Source organism: Streptomyces sp. NPDC107654 (assembly GCF_055639035.1).
Window position 1 is genome coordinate 209,718 of record NZ_JBVKBI010000010.1, and the last position, 24,106, is coordinate 233,823.

At 71.2% G+C, this 24,106-nt stretch carries 26 protein-coding genes; 24 read left to right on the top strand and 2 right to left on the bottom strand.

Annotation, left to right across the window (positions count from 1 at the left end; genetic code table 11):
• The first annotated feature begins 33 nt into the window (after positions 1 to 33).
• Positions 34 to 1,581: a signal recognition particle protein gene (gene ffh, locus ACZ7N4_RS20080; protein WP_471359658.1), complete on the top strand. Its 1,548-nt coding sequence runs from the start codon at positions 34 to 36 to the stop codon at positions 1,579 to 1,581.
• A gap of 232 nt (positions 1,582 to 1,813) precedes the next feature.
• Positions 1,814 to 3,748, top strand: coding sequence for an ATP-dependent zinc metalloprotease FtsH (gene ftsH, locus ACZ7N4_RS20085; RefSeq protein ID WP_471359659.1), 1,935 nt, complete (start codon positions 1,814 to 1,816; stop codon positions 3,746 to 3,748).
• 3 nt (positions 3,749 to 3,751) lie between these two features.
• Here ftsH and ACZ7N4_RS20090 read toward each other — a convergent pair whose 3' ends face one another.
• Positions 3,752 to 4,663: a class I SAM-dependent methyltransferase gene (locus ACZ7N4_RS20090; protein WP_471359660.1), complete on the bottom strand. Its 912-nt coding sequence runs from the start codon at positions 4,661 to 4,663 to the stop codon at positions 3,752 to 3,754.
• 545 nt (positions 4,664 to 5,208) lie between these two features.
• On the opposite strand from ACZ7N4_RS20090, the gene ACZ7N4_RS20095 reads away from it, so the two are divergent.
• From ACZ7N4_RS20095 to ACZ7N4_RS20175, 17 genes are all read left to right on the top strand, one after another.
• A complete protein-coding gene (locus tag ACZ7N4_RS20095) occupies positions 5,209 to 5,805 on the top strand; it encodes a hypothetical protein (RefSeq protein WP_467930503.1) in 597 nt (198 codons plus the stop codon).
• Positions 5,806 to 6,110: 305 nt separating this feature from the next.
• On the top strand, positions 6,111 to 6,530 hold the full coding sequence (gene rpsP / locus ACZ7N4_RS20100; RefSeq protein WP_189981066.1) for a 30S ribosomal protein S16: 420 nt from the start codon (positions 6,111 to 6,113) through the stop codon (positions 6,528 to 6,530).
• 5 nt (positions 6,531 to 6,535) lie between these two features.
• Positions 6,536 to 6,775, top strand: a complete 240-nt coding sequence (locus ACZ7N4_RS20105) for an RNA-binding protein (protein WP_005479813.1) — start codon at positions 6,536 to 6,538, stop codon at positions 6,773 to 6,775.
• Positions 6,776 to 6,878: 103 nt separating this feature from the next.
• Positions 6,879 to 7,421 (top strand): ribosome maturation factor RimM, encoded by a 543-nt coding sequence (gene rimM / locus ACZ7N4_RS20110; RefSeq protein WP_471359661.1) that lies wholly within the window; start codon positions 6,879 to 6,881, stop codon positions 7,419 to 7,421.
• Between the two features lie 3 nt (positions 7,422 to 7,424).
• The gene (gene trmD / locus ACZ7N4_RS20115) at positions 7,425 to 8,258 is read left to right on the top strand and encodes a tRNA (guanosine(37)-N1)-methyltransferase TrmD (protein ID WP_471359662.1); all 834 of its coding nucleotides are present in this window, start codon (positions 7,425 to 7,427) and stop codon (positions 8,256 to 8,258) included.
• A 136-nt stretch (positions 8,259 to 8,394) separates the two neighbouring features.
• Positions 8,395 to 8,745, top strand: coding sequence for a 50S ribosomal protein L19 (gene rplS, locus ACZ7N4_RS20120; protein ID WP_039656468.1), 351 nt, complete (start codon positions 8,395 to 8,397; stop codon positions 8,743 to 8,745).
• 45 nt (positions 8,746 to 8,790) lie between these two features.
• Positions 8,791 to 9,492, top strand: a complete 702-nt coding sequence (gene lepB / locus ACZ7N4_RS20125; protein WP_471359663.1) for a signal peptidase I — start codon at positions 8,791 to 8,793, stop codon at positions 9,490 to 9,492.
• A complete protein-coding gene (lepB, locus tag ACZ7N4_RS20130; RefSeq protein WP_471359664.1) occupies positions 9,485 to 10,576 on the top strand; it encodes a signal peptidase I in 1,092 nt (363 codons plus the stop codon). Before lepB (ACZ7N4_RS20125) ends, lepB (ACZ7N4_RS20130) begins: the two co-directional genes overlap by 8 nt.
• Positions 10,464 to 11,441, top strand: coding sequence for a signal peptidase I (gene lepB / locus ACZ7N4_RS20135; protein WP_471359665.1), 978 nt, complete (start codon positions 10,464 to 10,466; stop codon positions 11,439 to 11,441). The genes lepB (ACZ7N4_RS20130) and lepB (ACZ7N4_RS20135) overlap by 113 nt, the downstream gene beginning before the upstream one ends.
• Positions 11,442 to 11,506: 65 nt before the next feature.
• Positions 11,507 to 12,292, top strand: coding sequence for a signal peptidase I (lepB, locus tag ACZ7N4_RS20140; RefSeq protein WP_471359666.1), 786 nt, complete (start codon positions 11,507 to 11,509; stop codon positions 12,290 to 12,292).
• Complete coding sequence (locus ACZ7N4_RS20145; RefSeq protein WP_471359667.1) at positions 12,282 to 12,788, top strand: NUDIX hydrolase; 507 nt, start codon at positions 12,282 to 12,284, stop codon at positions 12,786 to 12,788. The genes lepB (ACZ7N4_RS20140) and ACZ7N4_RS20145 overlap by 11 nt, the downstream gene beginning before the upstream one ends.
• Positions 12,789 to 12,844: 56 nt before the next feature.
• Positions 12,845 to 13,153: a DUF2469 domain-containing protein gene (locus ACZ7N4_RS20150; RefSeq protein ID WP_014675276.1), complete on the top strand. Its 309-nt coding sequence runs from the start codon at positions 12,845 to 12,847 to the stop codon at positions 13,151 to 13,153.
• A gap of 106 nt (positions 13,154 to 13,259) precedes the next feature.
• Complete coding sequence (locus ACZ7N4_RS20155) at positions 13,260 to 13,622, top strand: YraN family protein (RefSeq protein WP_471359668.1); 363 nt, start codon at positions 13,260 to 13,262, stop codon at positions 13,620 to 13,622.
• Complete coding sequence (locus ACZ7N4_RS20160) at positions 13,623 to 15,245, top strand: YifB family Mg chelatase-like AAA ATPase (RefSeq protein WP_471359669.1); 1,623 nt, start codon at positions 13,623 to 13,625, stop codon at positions 15,243 to 15,245.
• Positions 15,242 to 16,402: a DNA-processing protein DprA gene (gene dprA, locus ACZ7N4_RS20165; RefSeq protein WP_471359670.1), complete on the top strand. Its 1,161-nt coding sequence runs from the start codon at positions 15,242 to 15,244 to the stop codon at positions 16,400 to 16,402. The genes ACZ7N4_RS20160 and dprA overlap by 4 nt, the downstream gene beginning before the upstream one ends.
• Before the next feature lie 361 nt (positions 16,403 to 16,763).
• Positions 16,764 to 17,606, top strand: coding sequence for an RNA polymerase sigma factor WhiG (gene whiG / locus ACZ7N4_RS20170; RefSeq protein WP_225823156.1), 843 nt, complete (start codon positions 16,764 to 16,766; stop codon positions 17,604 to 17,606).
• A gap of 64 nt (positions 17,607 to 17,670) precedes the next feature.
• Positions 17,671 to 18,228 (top strand): TetR/AcrR family transcriptional regulator, encoded by a 558-nt coding sequence (locus ACZ7N4_RS20175; protein ID WP_471359740.1) that lies wholly within the window; start codon positions 17,671 to 17,673, stop codon positions 18,226 to 18,228.
• Positions 18,229 to 18,310: 82 nt separating this feature from the next.
• Here the strand turns inward: ACZ7N4_RS20175 and ACZ7N4_RS20180 are convergent, their stop codons facing one another.
• Positions 18,311 to 18,880 carry a peptidoglycan DD-metalloendopeptidase family protein gene (locus tag ACZ7N4_RS20180; protein WP_471359671.1) on the bottom strand — a complete coding sequence of 190 codons (570 nt, stop codon included), beginning with the start codon at positions 18,878 to 18,880 and terminating at the stop codon, positions 18,311 to 18,313.
• Between the two features lie 273 nt (positions 18,881 to 19,153).
• On the opposite strand from ACZ7N4_RS20180, the gene rpsB reads away from it, so the two are divergent.
• From rpsB to ACZ7N4_RS20205, 5 genes are all read left to right on the top strand, one after another.
• Positions 19,154 to 20,050, top strand: coding sequence for a 30S ribosomal protein S2 (rpsB, locus tag ACZ7N4_RS20185; protein WP_230919110.1), 897 nt, complete (start codon positions 19,154 to 19,156; stop codon positions 20,048 to 20,050).
• A gap of 159 nt (positions 20,051 to 20,209) precedes the next feature.
• A complete protein-coding gene (gene tsf / locus ACZ7N4_RS20190) occupies positions 20,210 to 21,046 on the top strand; it encodes a translation elongation factor Ts (RefSeq protein WP_471359672.1) in 837 nt (278 codons plus the stop codon).
• A gap of 201 nt (positions 21,047 to 21,247) precedes the next feature.
• Positions 21,248 to 22,006, top strand: coding sequence for a UMP kinase (gene pyrH / locus ACZ7N4_RS20195; RefSeq protein ID WP_471359673.1), 759 nt, complete (start codon positions 21,248 to 21,250; stop codon positions 22,004 to 22,006).
• Positions 22,007 to 22,193: 187 nt separating this feature from the next.
• Positions 22,194 to 22,751, top strand: a complete 558-nt coding sequence (gene frr / locus ACZ7N4_RS20200; protein ID WP_014675285.1) for a ribosome recycling factor — start codon at positions 22,194 to 22,196, stop codon at positions 22,749 to 22,751.
• A complete protein-coding gene (locus ACZ7N4_RS20205; RefSeq protein ID WP_471359674.1) occupies positions 22,751 to 23,893 on the top strand; it encodes a phosphatidate cytidylyltransferase in 1,143 nt (380 codons plus the stop codon). Before frr ends, ACZ7N4_RS20205 begins: the two co-directional genes overlap by 1 nt.
• Positions 23,894 to 24,106 lie beyond the last annotated feature (213 nt).

Consider the following 24,106-nt stretch of genomic DNA (forward strand, 5'->3'; position numbering starts at 1 on the left):
AGACCGTCACCGACCCCGAGGACCGCGAGCGCCGTGTTCGACACTCTCTCCGATCGCCTGTCAGCGACTTTCAAGAACCTGCGCGGCAAGGGACGGCTCTCCGAGGCGGACATCGACGCCACGGCGCGCGAGATCCGCATCGCGCTGCTCGAAGCGGACGTGGCGCTGCCGGTCGTCCGCACGTTCATCAAGAACGTCAAGGAGCGCGCGCTCGGGGCCGAGGTCTCCAAGGCGCTGAACCCCGCCCAGCAGGTCCTCAAGATCGTCAACGACGAACTGATCACCATCCTGGGCGGCGAGACCCGTCGGCTCCGCTTCGCCAAGCAGCCGCCCACCGTGATCATGCTGGCCGGTCTCCAGGGCGCCGGTAAGACCACCCTCGCGGGCAAGCTCGGCCGGTGGCTGAAGGAGCAGGGCCACTCCCCGCTGCTGGTCGCCGCCGACCTCCAGCGCCCCAACGCCGTGAACCAGCTGAGCGTCGTCGCCGAGCGCGCCGGTGTGGCCGTGTACGCGCCGGAGCCGGGCAACGGCGTGGGCGACCCGGTGAAGGTCGCCAAGGACTCCATCGAGTTCGCGAAGTCCAAGGTCCACGACATCGTGATCGTGGACACCGCCGGCCGCCTCGGTATCGACGCCGAGATGATGCAGCAGGCCGCGGACATCCGGGACGCGGTCAGCCCCGACGAGATCCTCTTCGTCGTCGACGCCATGATCGGTCAGGACGCCGTCAACACCGCCGAGGCCTTCCGGGACGGCGTCGGCTTCGACGGTGTGGTCCTGTCCAAGCTCGACGGCGACGCCCGCGGTGGTGCCGCGCTGTCGATCCGGCAGATCACCGGCAAGCCGATCATGTTCGCGTCGAACGGCGAGAAGCTGGACGACTTCGACGCGTTCCACCCGGACCGGATGGCCTCCCGCATCCTCGACATGGGTGACCTGCTCACCCTGATCGAGCAGGCGGAGAAGACGTTCAGCCAGGAAGAGGCCCAGAAGATGGCCTCGAAGCTGGCGTCCAAGAAGGGCCAGGACTTCACCCTGGACGACTTCCTGTCCCAGATGGAGCAGGTCAGGAAGATGGGCAGCATCAGCAAGCTGCTCGGCATGCTCCCGGGCATGGGCCAGATCAAGGACCAGATCGCCAACCTGGACGAGCGGGACGTCGACCGCACCGCCGCGATCATCAAGTCGATGACCCCGGCCGAGCGCCAGGACCCGACGATCATCAACGGCTCCCGCCGCGCCCGTATCGCCCGGGGTTCCGGTGTCGACGTCAGCGCGGTGAAGGGCCTGGTCGAGCGGTTCTTCGAGGCTCGCAAGATGATGTCGCGCATGGCCCAGGGCGGTATGCCCGGCATGCCGGGGCTCCCGGGCATGGGCGGCGGCCCCGGCCGGCAGAAGAAGCAGCAGAAGAAGGCCAAGGGCAAGCAGCGCTCCGGCAACCCGATGAAGCGCAAGCAGCAGGAGCTGGAGGAGGCGCAGCGCCGCGAGGCCGCCGCGCAGGGCGGCGCGCTCGGCCTGCCGGGCCAGCAGGGCGGCCAGGACTTCGAGCTGCCGGACGAGTTCAAGAAGTTCATGGGCTGAGTTCCGGAAGGTCATGGACCGAGGCCCGGATGATCGCGGGCTGAGGCCCGCTCGTACGACGCCGGGGGCGCTCCCTTCCTCAGGGCGCGCCCCTTAGCGTGTGCCGGCTTTCGCGTGTGCCGGTCCCCGCGTGCGCCGGGCCTCGCGTGCGCCGGGCCTCGCGTGCGCCCGGCCTCGCATGCACCGGGTTCTTGCGTGTGCCGAGGTCCGCCATGTGCCGTAACGTCCAGATATGAGCAATGCGGCGCCACCCCGCAAGGCCCCTGATCAGCCGTGGCGCGCCGAGGGCACCCCGGACGAACCGCCCCGGCGCGGCGGGGGGCTCAGCGGCGGGAAATGGTGGGGCCTGCTCGCCACCGCGGTGATCGTCTTCGTGCTGGCGTACCTCGGGCTGCACTACCTCGGCCAGGGCAACGAGCCGACGATCTCCTACACGCAGTTCAGCAGGGAGGTCACGGACGGCAACGTCGCCAAGATCTACTCCAAGGGCGACGCGATCCAGGGCCAGCTGAGGAGTCCCCGCCACAATCCGGAGGGCGGTGGCGAGTACACCAAGTTCAAGACGCAGCGGCCGGCCTTCGCGGACGACAGGCTGTGGCAGAACCTGAGCAGCCACGGTGTCACGGTGACCGCGCGGCCGGTGGTGCAGGAACGCAGCCTGCTGTCCAATGTGCTGATCTCACTGATCCCGATCGCGGTCCTGGTCGTGGTGTGGATCCTCGTGCAACGCCGGCTCGGCGGGATGCTGCCCGGTGCGGGCGGTCTGTTCGGCCGCCGGTCGCCGCCCAGGCCGGTGGGGCTGCTGCCGGACACCGAGCGCACGACCTTCGCCGACGTGGCCGGCATCGACGAGGTCAAGGGCGAGCTGGACGACGTCGTGGACTTCCTGGAGCACCCCGACGTCTACCGCAGGATGGGCGCGAAGCTGCCGCGCGGGGTGCTGCTGGCCGGACCGCCCGGCACCGGCAAGACGCTGCTCGCACGGGCGGTCGCGGGTGAGGCCGGGGTGCCGTTCTTCTCGGCCTCGGCGTCCGAGTTCATCGAGATGATCGTGGGCGTGGGCGCCTCCCGGGTCCGGGAGCTGTTCGCCGAGGCCCGCAAGGTGGCGCCGTCGATCATCTTCATCGACGAGATCGACACCATCGGCCGCGCGCGGGGCGGGAGCGCGTCGATGAGCGGTCACGACGAGCGTGAGCAGACGCTGAACCAGATCCTCACGGAGATGGACGGCTTCTCGGGGTCCGAGGGGGTGATCGTCATCGCGGCCACCAACCGGGCGGACATCCTGGACCCGGCGCTGACCCGCCCCGGCCGTTTCGACCGGGTGGTCACCGTGTCCCCGCCGGACCGGGCCGGCCGTGAGTCGATCCTGCGGATCCACACCCGGCGGATCCCGCTCGCGCCCGACGTGGACCTCGCCCGGATGGCGCGGGTGACCCCGGGCATGACCGGTGCGGATCTGGCCAATCTCGCCAACGAGGCCGCCCTGCTCGCGGTCAAACGCAAGCAGCAGGAGGTGACCGGCGCCGATCTGTCGGAAGCGCTGGAGAAGGTGCAGCTGGGCGCCGAGCGGACCCTGGTCATGCCCGAGGACGACCGTCGCCGTACCGCGTACCACGAGAGCGGCCACGCCCTGCTGGGCATGCTGCAGCCGGGCGCCGACCCGGTCCGCAAGATCACGATCGTGCCGCGCGGCCGGGCGCTCGGGGTGACCATGTCCACGCCGGAGGTGGAGCGGTACGCGCACTCCGAGGTGTACCTTCGCGGGCGGATCATCGGCGCCCTGGGCGGAATGGCGGCGGAGGACGTCGTCTACGGGGTCGTGACGACGGGTGCGGAGAACGACCTGGAGCAGGTCACCAACATCGCGCGCGGGATGGTGGCCCGCTGGGGCATGAGCGAACGGGTGGGCCGGCTCTCCGCCCTGCCGAGCGACGCCCAGCAGGCCTACGGACTGTCGGCCGCGCCGCAGACGCTGGACGTGATCGACGCGGAGATGCGGCGGATCGTGGACGACTGCTACGAGGAGGCGTGCCGCAAGCTCCGCGACCACCGGGACCAGCTGGACGCGCTGGCACTGGCACTGCTGGACCGGGAGACGCTGGAGGAGGCGGACGCGTACCGGATCGCCGGCATCCCCCGCCTGGCCAAGGAGCCGGAGCCCTAGGCCTCAGGGAACGCGGGCGACGAGGTAGCGGAAGACGTTCGGCATCCACACGGTGCCGTCCGGGCGCCGGTGCGGATGGAGGGCCTCCGCGAGCTCCTTGTCCACCTGTTTGGCGTCCGTCGCCGTGATCGCGGCGTCGAACAGGCCGGTGGACAGCAGCCCGCGGACGGCGCTGTCGAGGCCGGCGTACCCGAAGGGGCAGGCGACCCGGCCCGAACCGTCCGGTTTCAGCCCCGCACGGGCGGCGACCTCCTCCAGGTCGTCGCGCCGGGCGGGCCGCCAGGTGCGCGCGCCGCACACGGGATCGGCCAGTTTGGTGACTGCGCGCAACACCGAGGAGGTGGCGCAGCGCTCCGGCGGCCCCCAGCCGGCCAGCACCACCGTGGCCCCGCGTCCGGCCAGCGGCAGCGCGTCGGCGAGGAGGTCGCCGAGCCCCTCGGAGTCGCCGGCGAGGCCGCCGATCGGTTCGAAGACGGTCACCAGGGTGTACCCGGACCCGGCTGATCCGGTGGACCCGGCGGGTTCCGGGCCGGCAGCGTCCGCGGGGGGCCCGGCGACGAGCCTCGCCGCCGTACGCGCGCGCGTGCCGCCGCCACCGCGGCTCCCGGCCCGGCCGGGCGGGGTGTCCGGCAGCAGCCGCTCGCGGGCGAGGGCGAGCCGCTCGGGTGAGGCGGAGTCGACACCGGTGACCGCGGCGCCTCTCAGGGCCGCCATCAGCAGAGCGAGTCCGGAACCGCAGCGCAGGCCCAGCAGCCGGGTGGCGGGGCCCACGTCGAGTCGGTCGTACACGGTTTCGTAGAGCGGTACGAGCATCCGCTCCTGGATCTCGGACCAGTCACGCGCGCGTGCGCCCAGGTCCACGCGGGACGTGGAGTCCGCGTGAGACGTGTGCTGCCGCACGAGCGTAGGTGTCATAGGTATGCGCCCCAATCCGCCGACAGTTCGCCGCTGCGCCCGGTTGCGTGGCCCCCGTGCCGTGCGCGCGCACTTCCCACGTATGCCACCTAACTCCCGGCTCGCGGTGCCGTCCAGGGGTCGTGGGGCCCGGCTTGGGCACGGGGCGCCGGTGTGGCGAGATTTCACGTGCCCGCAATCCGGACGGCCCTACGGTGTCCGTTCCAGGGGCGGGGACCCACCGACGGGCCCGGACGGGCCGGTGCCGGGGGGCACAGCGGTACGCGGTAACGTCACGACGGCCGCGGACGCTGTCCGGGGTGAGGGCCGCGCGCGGATCGCGGCCGAAACACCTCTTGCGCGACGGCCGGCCGTCGTCGCACCAGGGCTCCGGGGCGAGGCGTAGCGCGGACTACGCACCAGCTTGGTAGGAGCTGTGACGCTTCTCCGCAGATCAGCGCACCCGCCCTCGTCTCCACGCATCAGCGGCAACTGACGGGTACGTGCAAATTATTTGGGATGCCCCGGAATAGGAACACAGCGGCACCCCCGCTCGTTGTCATTACGTGAGCACGACACAGACACCACCTGTTCTCGCCGCAGAGCTGGCGCAGGCGTGGGCCGACATTCAGCGGTACCACCCCGAGCTGCCCGACCTTGCCGCGCCAGAGTCCCTGATCGGAGAGTCGTCGTCCGCGTGCGGTCACGAGCTCTCCTTCGAACGGCTGCTCCATGAGGCAGTCCACGGCATCGCCGCCGCCCGCGGCGTCCGGGACACCTCCCGGGCCGGCCGCTACCACAACCGTCGTTTCCTCGCGATCGCCGAGGAGCTGGGCCTGGACCACCCCGAGGAGCCGCACCCGAGCAGTGGTTTCTCGCTGGTCACGCTCAACGCCGAGGCGAAGCGGCGCTACCGCCCGACCATCGAGCGGCTGCAGCGCGCGCTGAAGGCCCACACGGCGGCCACCTCGGCCGACACCTCCCGCACCTTCCGCGGCCCCGCCGCCCGGCACGGCTCCTCCGGCGGCGGTGTCCGCGTCAAGGCGGTGTGCGACTGCGGCCGCAACGTCCGGGTGGTCCCCTCGGTCCTGGCCCAGGCCCCCATCGTCTGCGGCGGCTGCGGCAAGCCGTTCCGGATCCCGGAGGTCATGGGCGCGGCATAGGCGCGGCGGGCGCGTACCGGCATCTCGTGGGTGCCGGGCTGCCGCCGGCGACTCCACCGCACCGGGCAGGCACCCGACGTGAGCTCACCTCCACGCCGGGTGCCGCCGGAACCTGCCCCGCCGCAGCTCACGCACCCTGGGCCGGAAGTGCCCCGCGGGGTGTGGCACAATGGCTAGCTGTACTCGACAGCCGCACAGGACCCCTCTCTCCTCCGGCTGACGCGTCCATCGGGCACTCGGGTACCGCAACCCCACGCGGCGTCTCGCCGTGCCCAACCACGTCAAATCCAGGAGAACCCACTCCCGTGGCAGTCAAGATCAAGCTGAAGCGTCTGGGCAAGATCCGTTCGCCTCACTACCGCATCGTCGTCGCCGACTCCCGTACCCGCCGTGACGGCCGGGCCATCGAGGAGATCGGCAAGTACCACCCGACCTACAACCCGTCGGTCATCGAGGTGGACGCCGAGCGTGTGGCGTACTGGCTCGGTGTCGGCGCCCAGCCGACCGAGCCCGTGCTCGCCATCCTGAAGAAGACGGGCGACTGGCAGAAGTTCAAGGGCGAGCCGGCTCCCGCGCCGCTGCTCGTCGCCGAGCCGAAGCCGGCCCGTCCGTCGTTCGAGGCCTTCACCGGTGAGGACGAGGGCAAGGGTGAGGCGATCACCCAGAAGAAGAAGGCTGAGAAGAAGGACGAGGCGGCTGCCGAGTCCGCGTCGACCGAGGCCTGAGCAGCATGCTCGAAGAGGCGCTTGAGCACCTCGTGAAGGGCATCGTCGACAACCCTGACGATGTGCAGGTCGCCTCGCGCGACCTGCGTCGCGGGCGCGTGCTCGAGGTCCGGGTGCATCCGGACGACCTCGGCAAGGTGATCGGCCGCAACGGCCGCACCGCGCGTGCCCTGCGCACCGTCGTGGGCGCCATCGGCGGCCGCGGTGTCCGTGTCGACCTCGTCGACGTGGACCACGTCCGCTGACGCTTCATCGCAACCGGCTCGGGCCGGGGAGGGCCACTGGCCGTCCCCGGCCCGCAGTCGTATGAGCAGGACGCCGGCAGGAGATGACAGGAGAATTGGACACGTGCAGCTGGTAGTCGCACGGATCGGCCGTGCCCACGGAGTCAAGGGCGAGGTCACCGTCGAGGTACGTACCGACGAGCCGGAGCTGAGGCTCGCGCCCGGCGCGGTGCTCGCCACGGATCCCGTCTCCGCGGGACCGCTGACCATCGAGACGGGGCGGGTGCACAGCGGTCGCCTCCTGCTGCGCTTCGAGGGCGTCACCGACCGCAACGCCGCCGAGGCCCTGCGCAACACCCTGCTCATCGCCGAGGTGGACCCGGAGGAACTGCCCGAGGAAGAGGACGAGTACTACGACCACCAGCTGATCGACCTCGACGTGGTCACCGAGGACGGCACGGAGGTCGGCCGGATCACCGAGATCTCGCACCTGCCCTCGCAGGACCTGTTCATCGTGGAGCGGCCGGACGGCAGCGAGGTGATGATCCCCTTCGTGGAGGAGATCGTCACCGAGATCGACCTCGCCGAGCAGAAGGCCGTCATCACGCCCCCGCCGGGCCTGATCGACGACCGCGCCGAGATCGCCTCGTCGAGGGATGAGGATTGACGCATGAGGCTCGATGTCGTCACGATCTTCCCGGAGTACCTGGAGCCCCTGAACGTCTCCCTCGTCGGCAAGGCACGCGCGCGTGGGCAGCTGAACGTCCATGTGCACGACCTGCGCGCGTGGACGTACGACCGGCACAACACGGTGGACGACACCCCGTACGGCGGCGGCCCCGGCATGGTCATGAAGACCGACCCCTGGGGTGACGCCCTGGACACCGTCCTCGCCGACGGCTACGAGACGGGTGCCCACGCCCCCGCGCTCATCGTCCCCACCCCGAGCGGCCGGCCCTTCACCCAGGAGCTGGCCGTCGAGCTGTCCGAACGGCCCTGGCTGATCTTCACACCGGCCCGCTACGAGGGCATCGACCGGCGGGTCATGGACGAGTACGCCACCCGCATGCCGGTGTACGAGGTGTCCATCGGCGACTACGTCCTCGCCGGCGGCGAGGCGGCCGTCCTCGTCGTCACCGAGGCCGTGGCCCGGCTGCTGCCCGGCGTCCTCGGCAACGCCGAGTCCCACCGCGACGACTCCTTCGCGCCCGGCGCGATGGCCAACCTCCTCGAAGGCCCGGTCTACACCAAGCCGCCCGTCTGGCGTGGCCGGGACATCCCCGAGGTGCTGCTCAGCGGCCACCACGGCAGGATCGCCCGCTGGCGCCGGGACGAGGCCCTCAGGCGTACGACCGTCAACCGGCCCGACCTGATCGAGCGCTGCGACCCCAAGGCCTTCGACAAGAAGGACCGCGAGATGCTCTCCGTCCTGGGCTGGGAACCGGACCCGGCGGGGGAGCCGTACGGCCGATTTTGGCGCCGGGCCGAGGGCGTGGAAGAATAGACCGCTGTTGTGCGTCCGTCCGGCGTGCGCCCCTGCCACAGGGGGACACGACGCCCGCCCCGACCCGCACGGCAGTCCTCCTGGAACCCCTAGTTTCCGTTGATGACCTGTGGCATCAGCGAAGAAAGCAGACGAAATGTCTCACCTGCTCGACTCCGTCGACGTCGCGTCGCTGCGCAGCGACATCCCGGCCTTCCGCCCGGGTGACACCGTCAACGTCCACGTCCGCGTCATCGAGGGCAACCGCTCCCGTGTGCAGCAGTTCAAGGGCGTTGTGATCCGTCGCCAGGGCTCCGGTGTCCGCGAGACCTTCACGGTCCGCAAGGTCTCGTTCTCCGTCGGCGTCGAGCGCACCTTCCCGGTGCACACCCCGATCGTCGAGAAGATCGAGCTGGTCACCCGTGGTGACGTGCGCCGCGCCAAGCTGTACTACCTCCGTGAGCTGCGCGGCAAGGCCGCGAAGATCAAGGAGAAGCGCGAGAGCTGAGCGCTTCCCCGGAGTCACAGCGGAGCCGGATAGCATCTGGCTCCGATGGACACCGAAGCACAGCAGACGGAACGCGACCGCTCCTCCCACCCCGGTACTCCGGGGGCGGAGGGCCGGTCGCGTTTCGCGTTGCTGTCGCGGGTCGCCGACTGGCTCCCGGGCGGCCGGATCACCCTCACCCTCCTCGCCGGTCTGGCGTTCCTGCTGCTCCTCAACGCCTTCGTGATGCAGCCGTTCGAGATTCCGAGCGGATCCATGGAGCGCGGATTGAGGATCGGGGACCGCGTCCTCGTAAACAAGTTGGCGTACCGTTTCGGTGCCCAGCCCGGCCGCGGCGACGTGGTTGTGTTCGACGGCACCGGGTATTTCGGGGACGCCGACTACATCAAGCGGGTGGTCGGTGTGGGGGGAGACCATGTGGTCTGCTGCGACAAGAACGGGAGGATCGAGGTGAACGGCCGGTCCGTCGACGAGACGGCGTTCCTCTATCCCGGGGACAGCGCCTCCAGCGTGCCCTTCGACATCGTCGTGCCCCCGGGCCGCCTCTTCGTCCTCGGTGACCACCGCAGCGACTCCAGCGACTCCCGCGACCACCTCGGCTCGCCCGGCGGCGGCATGATCCCCGTCGGCGAGGTCATCGGCCGGGCCGACTGGATCATGTGGCCCTACCGCCACTGGACGCGCCTGACCCGCCCCGCCGCCTACGCGCGCGTGCCCGCCGCCCCGGCGGGGGCCGCCCATGGGTAACCGCGGCAAACCACGCGGGGTGCCCGCCACGCCCGCCGACAACCTGCTGCCCACCGGGGCCCGCCGTACCTCCGCGCCCGGCGGCGGCCGCACGCGCGCGGAGCGGCGCAAACTGCAGCGCAAGGTCAAGCGCAAGCGCAGGCGGTCGGCCGTCCGGGAGATCCCGCTGCTGATCGGGGTCGCCGTGCTCATCGCCCTCGTCCTGAAGACCTTCCTCGTCCAGGCCTTCGTGATCCCCTCCGGCTCCATGGAGCAGACGATCCGCATCGGCGACCGGGTCCTGGTCGACAAGTTCACGCCGTGGTTCGGCTCCGAGCCGCAGCGCGGGGACGTCGTCGTCTTCCACGACCCGGGCGGCTGGCTCCAGGACGAGCAGACCACCCAGAAGAACGACCCCGTCGTCGTCAAGCAGCTCAAGGAAGGCCTCACCTTCATCGGGCTGCTGCCGTCCGATAACGAGAAGGACCTGATCAAGCGGGTCATCGGGGTCGGCGGCGACCACGTCAAGTGCTGTGACGCGCAGGGCCGCGTCACCGTCAACGGCGTCCCGCTCACCGAGGGCGACTACCTCTATCCGGGGGACGCGCCCTCCACCATGTCCTTCGACATCACCGTCCCCAAGGGCCGGCTGTGGGTGATGGGCGACCACCGGGGCAACTCCGCGGACTCCCGCTCCCACCAGAACACGTCCTACGGCGGCACGGTCTCCGTGGACTCGGTGGTCGGCCGGGCCATGGTCATCGGCTGGCCGGTCGGCCACTGGACGCGCCTGGAAGAACCTAAAACCTTCGCAAGCGTCACCGACTCCGTGTCGGGGGCGGCCGTTGCTCCCCGGGCGTCGCATAGGGTTGCCCCCGAGAACCGGAACGGAATGACCCAGCTCCCGACCCCTGCGGAACTCCCGCTCGTTATGGGAGTGGTGGGCCTGCACCGTGTACGGGGCAGGCGGCGGCACAGAGTGAGGAGTTGGCGTGGGGGATGTGGCGGTTGGCGCACGGTCGGGACACGACGGCGAGGAGAACCGCGGGCACCCCGTGGAACCGGACGTTCCTGTACCGGACGGCGCCATGACCTCCGGGAATGACGAGGCCGCGGGCGACGAGGGCGAGCAGCAGCCCCGTACCGCGAGCGCGGCCGCGGACGGTACGGCAGCCCGGCCGAGGAAGCCGCGCTCCTTCTGGAAGGAGCTGCCGATCCTGATCGGCATCGCGCTCGTCCTGGCGCTGCTGATCAAGACCTTCCTGGTGCAGGCGTTCTCGATCCCGTCGGATTCGATGCAGAACACCCTCCAGCAGGGCGACCGTGTGCTGGTCGACAAGCTGACCCCGTGGTTCGGCTCCAAGCCCGAGCGCGGTGAGGTCGTCGTCTTCCACGACCCGGACAACTGGCTGGCCGGCGAGCCGACGCCCACCCCGAACCCGGTGCAGAAGGTCCTCAGCTGGATCGGCCTGATGCCGTCGGCGGAGGAGAAGGACCTGATCAAGCGGGTGATCGGGGTCGGCGGTGACACGATCGAGTGCAAGGGCAGCGGCCCGCTGAAGGTCAACGGCAAGGCGCTGAACGAGCCGTACGTCTACCCCGGCAACACGCCGTGCAGCGTGGACGACCAGGGCGGCCAGTTCAAGGTCAAGGTCCCCAAGGGCTACATCTGGGTGATGGGCGACCACCGCCAGAACTCCCGTGACTCCCGGTACAACCAGTCCGACAAGAACCACGGCATGGTTCCCGTCGACAAGGTCGTCGGCCGCGCGATCGTCAAGGCCTGGCCGATCAACCGCTGGGGCACCCTGCCGATCCCGGACACCTTCGACCAGCCCGGCCTCGACCAGCAGTCCTCCGCGGCGGCGCCGCTGACGGCGGCCCCGCAGGGCATCGCCGTGGCGGCGGTCCTCCCGGTGGCGGTGTGGCGGCGCCGGCGCACGCACCGGTCGGCGGCCGAGACCAGGTAAGAGCCTGCCGGGCGGCGAAAGAAGGGGCTGCCCCTGTCCGGTACCGCCGGGTAGGGTGCGGACCCATGGGTGGCGAGAGCATGACGCGTACGGCCCCGCAGGGCGGCGGCACCGGCACGGCGCAGGCGGGCGGCAGCCGGCTCGGACAGCGGCTGTCCGGACTGGCCATGGGGCTGGGTCTGATGCTGTTCCTCGGCGGTTTCGCCTGGGGAGCGCTGGTCTACCGGCCGTACACCGTGCCCACCAGCTCCATGACCCCCACCATCGACGCCGGTGACCGGGTGCTCGCCCAGCGCGTCGACGGCGACGAGGTGCGCCGCGGTGACGTGGTCGTCTTCGAGGACAAGAGCTGGGTCAGCGACGCCAAGGTGGTCAAGCGCGTGGTCGCCGTGGGCGGCGACACCGTCTCCTGCTGCACGAACGGCAAGCTGACCGTCAACGGCAAGCAGATCGACGAGCCGTACCTGCCCGAGGGCAGCCTGGCCGAGATCAAGAACTTCGGCACGGTGACGGTCCCCGAGGGCCGGCTGTTCCTGCTCGGTGACGAACGCCAGGGCTCCCTGGACTCCACCGCCCACCTCACCGACGCTGCCCGGGGCACCGTCTCGCGCAGTGCCGTGTCCGCCCGCGTGGAGGCCGTCGTCTGGCCATGGAAGGGCACGCTCAAGCGCCCCACCGGCTTCGAGACGCTCGGCGCCCTCTCCCGGCCCGGTCCGCTGCGCACGATCGAGCTGATGGCCGTGGCCGGCGCGGTCCTGGTCCTCGGCGGCGGCGCCTATGGCCCCGTCGCCAGCCGCCTGAACCGCTCCCGCACCCGCACCGCCCGCCCGGAGACGGCCGGTGCCCGCTGAGGACGGGGGCGAGGCCGGGCCCCGGAAGGTGGCCCGGGTGGTGCTGCTGGACCCGCAGGACCGCATCCTGCTCCTGCACGGCCACGAGCCGGGCGACCCGGCCGACGACTGGTGGTTCACCCCGGGCGGCGGCCTGGAGGGCACCGAGACGCGCGAGGAGGCCGCACTGCGGGAACTCGCCGAGGAGACCGGCATCACCGACGTCGAACTGGGCCCGGTGCTCTGGCGGCGGCGGTGCTCGTTCCCGTTCGCGGGCCGCCGCTGGGACCAGGACGAGTGGTACTACCTGGCCCGTACGACCCAGACGGCCACGTCGGCGACGGGGCTGACGGAGCTGGAGCGGCGCAGCGTCGCCGGAGCGCGATGGTGGACGTGTCAGGAACTGACCCGGGCACATGAGACGGTGTATCCGACCAGACTCGCCGAGCTGCTGAGCACGCTGCTCGTCGAAGGTCCCCCGGCCAGGCCCACGACCCTCGACACGGAAATCGTCTGAGAGCACCCGGGACTGGCGCACAATGGGGGGATCGCACGGCTGAAGGGGAACATGCCATGAGCGCCGAGGACCTCGAAAAGTACGAGACCGAGATGGAGCTGAAGCTCTACCGGGAGTACCGAGATGTCGTCGGTCTGTTCAAATACGTGATCGAGACCGAGCGACGGTTCTACCTCACCAACGACTACGAGATGCAGGTGCACTCGGTGCAGGGTGAGGTGTTCTTCGAGGTCACCATGGCCGATGCCTGGGTCTGGGACATGTACCGCCCGGCCCGTTTCGTCAAGCAGGTGCGGGTCCTGACGTTCAAGGACGTGAACATCGAGGAGCTGAACAAGAGCGACCTGGAGCTGCCGGGCGGATGAGGTCACCCTCTCGGGTGAGGGAGTTCTCCACAACCGACGAGTAGTTCACCAAGATCAACATCTTGGGGCGGAATGCGTGACGGTTGGCGCCGGAGGTGGTGCCGACATGAACGCACGAGAAGCAATCGGCAAGTACGGCGAGGACCTGGCCGCCCGGCGGCTCGCCGAGGCCGGCATGACGATCCTGGAGCGCAACTGGCGCTGCGGACGGACCGGCGAGATCGACATCGTCGCCCGGGACGGGGACGCGCTCGTCGTCTGCGAGGTCAAGACCCGCCGGGGCGGTGGCTACGAACACCCGATGGCCGCGGTGACCCCCGAGAAGGCCGCCCGGCTCCGGGCCCTCGCCGCGCACTGGGTCCAGGCCCACGGAGGAGCGCCACCGGGCGGCGTCCGCATCGACCTCGTCGGCGTCCTCCTGCCCCGCCGGGGCGCCCCGGCCGTCGAGCACGCGCGGGGGGTGGCCTGAATGGCGTTCGCCCGCACCTGCTCCGTGGCCCTGGTCGGCGTCGAGGGCGTGGTCGTCGAGGTCCAGGCCGACCTCGAACCCGGCGTCGCGGCCTTCACCCTGGTGGGCCTGCCGGACAAGAGCCTGACGGAGAGCCGGGACCGGGTACGGGCGGCGGTGGTGAACTCGGGCGGTGAGTGGCCGCAGAAGAAGCTCACCGTCGGCCTCAGCCCGGCCTCCGTGCCCAAGGCCGGCTCGGGGTTCGACCTGGCCGTCGCCTGCGCGGTGCTCGGAGCAGCCGAGCGCATCGACCCACGGGTCCTCGCCGACATCGTCATGATCGGGGAACTGGGCCTGGACGGCCGGGTGCGCCCGGTCCGCGGCATCCTGCCGGCCGTGCTCGCGGCGGCCGACGCGGGATACGAGCAGGTGGTCGTGCCCGAGTGCGCCGCCGCCGAGGCCTCGCTGGTCCCCGGGGTGTCCGTCCTCGGGGTCCGCAGCCTGCGGCAGCTCATCGCGGTCCTGGCCGAGGAACCCGTCCCCGACGAGGCACCGGACGAACTGGGCCGGCCCGATCCCCTCCTCGCCGGCCTGCGGGTTCCCGGCACGGGTGCCGCCACCGGTATGCACAGCATGGGCGCCGCCCAGCACGACGATCACGACCTGGCCGACGTCGTGGGGCAGACCTCCGCCCGAACGGCCGTCGAGGTGGCCGCGGCCGGCGGGCACCACCTGTTCCTGGAGGGTCCGCCCGGCGCGGGCAAGACCATGCTCGCCGAACGTCTCCCCGCCGTTCTCCCCCGGCTCACCCGGGAGGAGTCGCTCGAAGTGACGGCCGTCCACTCGGTCGCCGGGCTGCTGCCCCCCGGCAAGCCGCTCATCGACGTCGCCCCCTACTGCGCCCCGCACCACTCGGCCACGATGCAGTCCCTGGTCGGCGGCGGTCCGGGGGTCGCCCGCCCGGGCGCGGTGTCCCTCGCCCATCGGGGCGTGCTCTTCCTGGACGAGGCGCCCGAGTTCCACGGCCAGACCCTGGACGCCCTGCGACAGCCCCTGGAGTCCGGGCACGTCGTCATCGCACGCAGCGCCGGCGTGGTCCGGTTCCCGGCGCGGTTCCTGATGGTCCTGGCCGCCAACCCCTGTCCCTGCGGACGGTTCTCCCTGCGCGACTCGCTGTGCGAGTGCCCGCCGTCCGCGATCCGCCGCTACCAGTCCCGGCTGTCCGGCCCGCTGCTGGACCGGGTGGACCTGCGCGTCGAGATCGACCCGGTCACCCGGGCCCAGCTCACCGAGCCCGGCGCCCGCGGGGAGTCCACGGCGACCGTGGCCGACCGGGTACGGCACGCCCGCGAACGGGCGGCGGCCCGGCTCACCGGCACCCCCTGGCGCACCAACAGCGAAGTGCCCGGCCGCGAACTGCGCAGCCGGTACCAGGCCGTCACCGGGGCGATGGCCGAGGCGGAACGCAGTCTGGAACGCGGCGTGCTCACCGCCCGCGGCATCGACCGGGTCCTGCGCGTCGCCTGGACCGTCGCCGACCTCGTCGGACACGACCGCCCGGACGCGACCGACGTCGCCCTGGCCCTGCAACTGCGCACCGGCGTCCCCCGAGGCGTACCGATGGCCATCGGAGCCCTGACGTGACCGGCGGGGACGCCCCCGGCGCCGACCTGCTCGACCGCGTGTTCCTCGGGCGGGTGATCGAGCCGGGGGACGAGGCCGGGGGGCGGTGGGTGCGGGAGTACGGGGTGGGGGAGGTGGTGCGGCGGCTGCGGTGTGGCCGGGAGGCGCTGCCCGGGGTGAGCGGGACCCGGTGGGCGGGGCTCGTCGCGCGGGCCCGGCGGGCCGAGCCGGAGCGGGATCTGGAGGCGGCCAGGGCCGCGGGGGCGCGGTTCGTCCGTCCGGGGGACGGTGAGTGGCCGGGCCAGCTGGACGACCTCGGGGACGGACGGCCCCTCGGGCTGTGGGTGCGGGGCCCAGCCCATTTGCGGATGTGGGCGCTCCGCTCCGTGGCCGTCGTCGGCGCCCGCGCCTGCACCGAGTACGGCACCCACGCGGCCGCCACCCTCGCCTCCGGACTCGCCGAGCGAGGATGGGTCGTCGTGTCGGGCGGCGCCTACGGCATCGACGGCGCCGCCCACCGCGGCACCCTCGCCGCCCGCGGCGCCACCATCGCCGTCCTGGCCTGCGGCGTCGACCAGCCCTACCCCCGCGGTCACTCCGCCCTGATCGGCCGGATCGCGGACCAGGGACTGGTCGTGGGTGAGCTGCCGCCGGGGGAGCACCCCACCCCCAGCCGGTTCATCCTCCGCAACCGGGTCATCGCCGCCCTGACCAGGGGAACCGTCGTCGTGGAGGCGGCCTGCCGCAGCGGCTCGCTCTCCACCGCGCGGGCCGCGGGGCGCCTCGGCCGCTTCACCATGGGCGTCCCCGGCCCGGTCACCAGCTCACTCTCCGCCGGCGTGCACGAACTGCTGCGCGGAGAGGCCACCCTGGTCACCGACGCCACCGAGGTCATCGAACTCGTGGGCGACATGGGTGATCTCGCGCCGTCCCGCCGCGGCCCGGTCCTCCAGCGTGACCTGCTGGAACCGGCCGCCCGAAGCGTCCTCGCCGCCCTGCCCGGCAACCGCCCCGCCCCCGCCGACGAGATCGCGCTCGGCGCGCGCACCACGCGGGACGAGGCGATCGCGAGACTGTACGAACTCCGAGCACTTGGTTACGTCGAACGACACGGCGATGGCTGGAAGTTGACACGCCAGGCGATGATCTCGGTCCGCGCCGGTCGCCCGCCATGCTGACCGACCGTGTTCGGCCGTCCGGGGGAACCCCCGACGCCCTTGGAGTTTCCCGGAGTTGGCGCCTCGCGCCGGTCACGGAGAGCGAGCCGTGGCCAGCGGTCACCCACCCGGCGCGAGCGCCCCGCGCGCGGGTGGAGCCTCGGTGTTCGCACACCGCGACTCCGCAGTCACGCTACGCTCACAAAGGCGGCGGCGCAGATGGCGCCAACCCGACATCCGACGTCACCTCACCCAGGCAGCCCACTTCCCCGCATCCCCGCACGAACCCCACCCCGCCCACCACGTCCACCAAGCCACTCCACCCCCCACCCACTCCGCAGCACTTCACGGCACTTCACGGCAGAACGGCACAAGGCGACGAATGCCCCAGCACACCTCCGGGTCCGACCGGGCGGCGATCCCCCCAGCCGCCCGCGACGGCGGCAGCGTGCGACCCCCCGCACCCTCGACGCTCGACGAGCTGTGGCGGTCGTACAAGGCGACGGGGGACGACCGGCTGCGGGAGCAGCTGATCCTGCACTACTCGCCGCTGGTCAAGTACGTGGCGGGCCGGGTGAGCGTCGGGCTGCCGCCCAACGTGGAGCAGGCCGACTTCGTCTCCTCCGGGGTCTTCGGGCTGATCGACGCGATCGAGAAGTTCGACATCGACCGGGAGATCAAGTTCGAGACGTACGCGATCACCCGGATCCGCGGCGCGATGATCGACGAGCTGCGGGCGCTGGACTGGATCCCCCGCTCGGTCCGGCAGAAGGCGCGGAACGTCGAGCGCGCCTACGCCACCCTGGAGGCGCGGCTGCGTCGGACACCCACGGAGGGGGAGGTGGCCACCGAGCTGGGCATGGAGGTGGACGAACTCCACGCGGTCTTCAGCCAGTTGTCGCTGGCCAACGTGGTCGCCCTGGAGGAGCTGCTGCACGTCGGCGGCGAGGGCGGGGACCGGCTCAGCCTGATGGACACGCTCGAGGACACCGCCGCCGACAACCCCGTGGAGGTGGCCGAGGACCGCGAGCTGAGGCGGTTCCTGGCACGGGCGATCAACACGCTGCCCGAGCGGGAGAAGACCGTGGTCACCCTGTACTACTACGAGGGCCTGACCCTCGCCGAGATCGGCAACGTGCTCGGCGTCACCGAGAGCCGGGTCAGCCAGATCCACACCAAGTCGGTGCTCCAGCTGCGGGCCAAGCTGGCGAGCTTCGGGCGCTGACTCCCCCCTTCCGGGACGGTGCCTCCGTACAGTGGTCGGCGTGCCAAGGATTCGAGCGGCCTCCGTGGCCGAACACCGGTCGATGCAGCGAGCCGCCCTGCTGGACGCGGCTCGGTCCCTGCTCGCCGAGGGCGGGACGGACGCACTGACCTTTCCGGCGCTGGCCGAGCGGACGGGGCTGGCGCGCTCGTCCGTGTACGAGTACTTCCGCTCCCGGGCCGCCGTGGTCGAGGAGCTGTGCGAGGTCGACTTCCCGGTGTGGGCGGCCGAGGTCGCGGCGGCGATGGAGCGTGCCGAGTCGGCCGAGGGCATGATCGAGGCGTATGTGCGGCGGCAGCTGGCGCTGGTCGGGGACCGGCGGCACCGCGCGGTCGTCGCCATCTCCGCGAGCGAGCTGGACGCCGGGGCACGCGAGAAGATCCGGGCCGCCCACGGGGGTCTGGTCGCGATGATCGTCGAGGCGTTGGCGGAGACGGGGCACGGGCAGCCCCGGCTGGCGGCGATGCTGCTGCAGGGGGTCGTGGACGCGGCGGTGCGACGTATCGAACTGGGAGCCGCGGAGGACCCCGCGGTGGTGACGGAAGCGGCCGTGGCCATGGCGCTGCGGGGCGTGGTGGGCTGAGCCCCGCCGGGGCCGCGGGCGACCCCGGGCAGGGCGACCCCAGGCGGCAGGAACCGTGCGGCCGGCCGCGGCCGGCCCGCGGCTACGGCACGACCGGCAGCAGCCTCGACGGTCCCCTGGACAGCAGCCACGGTGGCAGCAGGGACAACGGGTTCAGGTAGGTCCCGCCCCGCAGCAGGCCCCAGTGCACGCACGCCGTGCGCCCGCAGTGGGAGCCGGTCGGCTCCACCGCTCCCACCACCTCACCCGCCCCCACCTGGTCCCCCTCGCGCACCGAGGCCCGCACGGGTTCGTACGTGGTCCGCAGGTCCGTTCCCCGCAGCTCCAGCGAGACCACCCCGCGTCCGGCCACCCGCCCCGCGAACAGCACCCGGCCGGCCGCGACCGCCCGCACCCCGGCGCCGGGAGGAGCGCCGAGGTCGGCCCCCCGGTGCCCGGGGCCGTACACCGTCGCCGGCGGTTCCCAGCCGCGCAGGACCGGTGGGCGCAGGCCCACCGGCCAGGCGCGGGCGAGAGCCGGGACCCGGGGCTGCGGAGCCCCCGGCGGGGCCGTCGGCGGGGCCGGGGGCGAGGTGGCCGCGCGGGCCGCGGGAGTCAGTGCCGTAGCCGCCGAGACCAGCAGCAGGGCCGTTCGGAGCATCACGTGTCGCATGCCGACACCGTCCCGCAGCCCGCCGATCACGGCCGGAGCCTGTGGACCACCCGCCGGTTGTGGACAGCGGCGTCACCCGGTGCCCCGCCGGTCCCGTACACTTCTTCTGGCGATCCGGGTCACCGGGTCGACTTCGCACGCCCCGGTACGAGTCCCGGCAACGGTTCGTACCAAGCGCCCCTCGGTCCTTCGCGGCACGGCGCATCGCGGGCGTCAGGCGCGACCGCCGTCCGGCGGACGCGGCACAACCGAGAACACCAAGGAGAAACGGCCATGGCCGTCGTCACGATGCGGGAGCTGCTGGAGAGCGGCGTCCACTTCGGTCACCAGACCCGTCGCTGGAACCCGAAGATGAAGCGCTTCATCTTCACCGAGCGCAACGGCATCTACATCATCGACCTGCTCCAGTCGCTGTCGTACATCGACCGCGCCTACGAGTTCGTCAAGGAGACCGTCGCCCACGGCGGCACGGTCATGTTCGTCGGCACGAAGAAGCAGGCGCAGGAGGCCATCGCCGAGCAGGCCACCCGCGTCGGCATGCCCTACGTCAACCAGCGCTGGCTGGGCGGCATGCTCACCAACTTCTCGACCGTCTACAAGCGTCTGCAGCGCCTCAAGGAGCTCGAGCAGATCGACTTCGAGGACGTCGCCGCGTCCGGTCTGACCAAGAAGGAGCTGCTGGTCCTCTCCCGCGAGAAGGCCAAGCTGGAGAAGACCCTCGGCGGTATCCGCGAGATGCAGAAGGTGCCCAGCGCCGTCTGGATCGTGGACACCAAGAAGGAGCACATCGCCGTTGGTGAGGCCCGGAAGCTGAACATTCCGGTCGTCGCGATCCTCGACACCAACTGCGACCCCGACGAGGTCGACTACAAGATCCCGGGCAACGACGACGCGATCCGCTCCGTCACCCTGCTCACCCGTGTGATCGCCGACGCCGTCGCCGAGGGCCTCATCGCCCGCTCCGGCGTCGCCACCGGCGACAAGGGCGAGAAGGCCGCGGGCGAGCCGCTCGCCGAGTGGGAGCGCGACCTGCTCGAGGGTGAGAAGAAGGCCGACGAGGCTGCTCCGGCCGCCGAGGCTCCGGCTGCCGAGGCTCCGGTTGCCGAGGCTCCGGCCGCCGAGGCCGCTCCGGCCGAGGGCGAGAAGGCCGCCGAGGGCGAGCAGGCCTGACGCCGGTCCGTCAGCGTTCGACGGCGGGGGCGGTGACATCTACTCCGCCCCCGCCGTTCACCCGCAGGTCGGCACCAGGTACGCGGTCCGCGACTACATGTGGAACGCAACCGTGCGGATCTGAAGATCTTCCAGACTTCGAGAAAGACTCACAGACTCATGGCGAACTACACCGCCGCCGACGTCAAGAAGCTCCGTGAGCTGACCGGCGCCGGCATGATGGACTGCAAGAAGGCGCTGGACGAGGCCGAGGGCAACGTCGACAAGGCCGTCGAGGCGCTGCGCATCAAGGGCCAGAAGGGCGTCGCCAAGCGCGAGGGCCGCTCCGCCGAGAACGGCGCCGTGGTCTCCATCATCGCCGACGACAACTCCTCCGGTGTCCTGGTCGAGCTGAAGTGCGAGACGGACTTCGTCGCCAAGGGCGAGAAGTTCCAGGCCGTGGCCAAGGCCATCGCCGAGCACGTCGCCAAGACGAACCCGGCCGACCTCCAGGCCCTGCTCGCCTCCGAGATCGAGGCCGGCAAGACCGTCCAGGCGTTCGTGGACGAGGCCAACGCCAACCTCGGCGAGAAGATCGTCCTGGACCGCTTCGCGCAGTTCGCCGACGGCTACGTCACCGCCTACATGCACCGCACCATGCCCGACCTGCCCCCGCAGATCGGTGTCCTGGTCGAGCTGGACAAGCCGAACGCCGAGGTCGCCAAGGGCGTCGCCCAGCACATCGCCGCCTTCGCGCCGAAGTACCTCTCCAAGGAGGAGGTGCCGGCCGACGTCGTCGAGTCCGAGCGTCGCATCGCCGAGGAGACCACCCGCGCCGAGGGCAAGCCCGAGGCCGCGATCGCGAAGATCGTCGAGGGTCGTCTGAACGGCTTCTTCAAGGACGCCACGCTGCTCGGCCAGCCGTACGCGCTGGACAACAAGAAGTCGGTCCAGAAGGTGCTGGACGAGGCCGGTGTCACCCTGAAGCGCTTCTCGCGCATCAAGGTCGGCATCTGAGTCCGTACCGCGATCGACGCGCGACCCGACGGGAATTCTCGGTAGGGTCGACCGCAGTCGTCCGCGCACACCGCCACACCCTGGCGTGAGGCGGACGGCAGCAGATCTGACGAGGAGGCCATTGCCGCGTATGGGAGCGAAAAGCAACCCCATCGGCAATGGCCTTCTTCGTATGTGCAACACGTGAAAGTTGGGATCCCCATGACCACCAAGGCCCAGAAGAGCGACGACGGCAAAGTACGCGGCCGGTTTCTGCTGAAGCTGTCCGGAGAGGCCTTCTCCGGCGGCGGGGGCCTGGGCGTCGACCCGGACGTGGTGCACAAGATCGCCCGCGAGATCGCGGCCGTCGTGCGCGACGGCGCCCAGATCGCGGTCGTCATCGGCGGCGGCAACTTCTTCCGTGGCGCCGAACTCCAGCAGCGCGGCATGGACCGAGCCCGCTCCGACTACATGGGCATGCTCGGCACCGTGATGAACTGCCTCGCCCTCCAGGACTTCCTGGAGAAGGAGGGCATCCAGTCCCGCGTGCAGACCGCCATCACCATGGGCCAGGTCGCCGAGCCGTACATCCCGCTGCGCGCAGTGCGCCACCTGGAGAAGGGCCGCGTGGTCATCTTCGGCGCCGGTATGGGCATGCCGTACTTCTCCACCGACACCACCGCCGCCCAGCGCGCCCTGGAGATCGACGCCGAGGCGCTGCTCATGGGCAAGAACGGCGTGGACGGGGTCTACGACTCCGACCCCAAGACCAACCCCGACGCCGTCAAGTTCGACGCCCTCGGCTACGGCGAGGTCATCACCCGCGACCTGAAGGTCGCCGACGCCACCGCCATCACGCTGTGCCGCGACAACAAGCTCCCGATCCTCGTCTTCGAGCTTCTCGCGGAGGGCAATATCGCCCGCGCCGTCAAGGGTGAGAAGATCGGCACCCTGGTGGGTGACGAGGGCAGCCGGGCCTGACCGGCGCACGCCCCCGTCGTCCGGGGAACGCCACCTGTCCGAGGGACGGACGGGACGCGCCCCGGCCGGGGGATGGACAATGTCCTGCCGGTCGGGAACCGTGCAGGAAGAAGACGCGACGCAGCCGGCCGCCGACCGACTTCAGGAACCGCAGCCGGGCCTTACTCAAGACACGCAGGAGCAAGTGGTGATCGAAGAGACCCTCCTCGAAGCCGAGGAGAAGATGGAGAAGGCCGTCGTGGTCGCCAAGGAGGACTTCGCCGCGATCCGCACCGGGCGTGCGCACCCGGCGATGTTCAACAAGATCGTGGCCGACTACTACGGTGCCCCGACGCCGATCAACCAGCTGGCCTCGTTCTCCGTGCCGGAGCCGCGCATGGCGGTCGTGACCCCGTTCGACAAGAGCGCGCTGCGCAACATCGAGCAGGCGATCCGCGACTCCGACCTGGGCGTCAACCCCAGCAACGACGGCAACATCATCCGGGTGGTGTTCCCCGAGCTGACCGAGGAGCGCCGCCGCGAGTACATCAAGGTCGCCAAGGGCAAGGGCGAGGACGCCAAGGTGTCCATCCGCTCCGTGCGCCGCAAGGCCAAGGACGCCATCGACAAGCTGATCAAGGACGGCGAGGTCGGCGAGGACGAGGGCCGTCGTGCGGAGAAGGAGCTCGACGACACCACGGCGAAGTACGTCGCCCAGGTGGACGAGCTCCTCAAGCACAAGGAAGCGGAGCTGCTCGAAGTCTGATGAGCGACTCTTCCTGGGGAGCGCCGTCGGCGGCGGGCCAGGCCGGGTACTGGGGGTCCGCCGGGGGCGGTCCGGCCCAGCCCGTCCCGGGAGCCGTCCCGGCGGGTCCCGCGTACGATGCGCCTGAGGCGCAGCAGACTCGCCCCATGCCCATCGTGCCCGACGGACCCGTGTACGGCGGAGACCAGGACGACGACCGGGGGGCCGCGCGGCTGAGCGGCCCCCTGTTCCCAGACGCGACGTTCCAGACCGGGGCACTCCCGGCCGAGACCCAGAACCCGGAGCCCATGCCCGACGCCCCGCAGCCGGCGCCAGCGCCGCAGAAGAAGAGCGCGGGCCGTGACCTGAGCGCGGCCATAGGCGTCGGTGTCGGGCTCGGTGTGGTCATCGTGGCGTCCCTGTTCGTGGAGAAGGCCGTCTTCGTCGGGGTGATCGCGGTCGCGGTCGTCGTCGGCCTGTGGGAGCTGACCAGCAGGCTCCAGGAGCGCAAGGGCATCACGGCGCCGCTGGTGCCGCTCGCGGTCGGCGGTGCGGCGATGGTCGTCGCCGGCTATGTGCGCGGCGCCGAGGGCGCGTGGGTCGCCATGGCGCTGACGGCCCTGGCCACGCTGGTCTGGCGGATGACGGAACCACCGGAGGGCTACCTCAAGGACGTCACGGCCGGTGTCTTCGCCGCGTTCTACGTGCCGTTCCTGGCGACGTTCGTCGCGATGATGCTCACCGCCGACGACGGTCCCTGGCGGGTCCTCACCTTCCTGCTGCTGACGGTCGTCAGCGACACCGGCGCGTACGCGGTCGGCTGGCGCTTCGGCAGGCACAAGCTCGCCCCGCGCATCAGCCCCGGCAAGACCCGCGAGGGCCTGCTGGGCGCGGTGCTGTTCGCGATGGCCGCGGGCGCGCTGTGCATGCAGTTCCTGATCGACGACGGCACCTGGTGGCAGGGGCTGCTGCTGGGCCTGGCGGTCGCGGCCAGCGCCACGCTGGGCGACCTCGGCGAGTCCATGATCAAGCGGGACCTTGGGATCAAGGACATGGGCACCCTGCTCCCCGGCCACGGCGGCATCATGGACCGCCTCGACTCGCTGCTGCCCACCGCGCCGGTGGTGTGGCTGCTGATGGTGATCTTCGTCGGATCGGCCTGAGCGGTACGGCTCCAGGGTCCCCGTCCCGGGCACAGGGCGGGGACCTTCGTCGTACCCGCGTCGTGTCCCGATGCCGTGCAAGGCCGTCGTAGGCCGTCGTAGGCCGTCGACGGGTCCCGATGCCGTGTCCCGGTCCCGCCCCGGATGCCGCAGCACAAGTCGGCGGCCGGGCCCCGGGCGCGGCAGACTCCCTGACAGGAAGGCGGTGCGGCC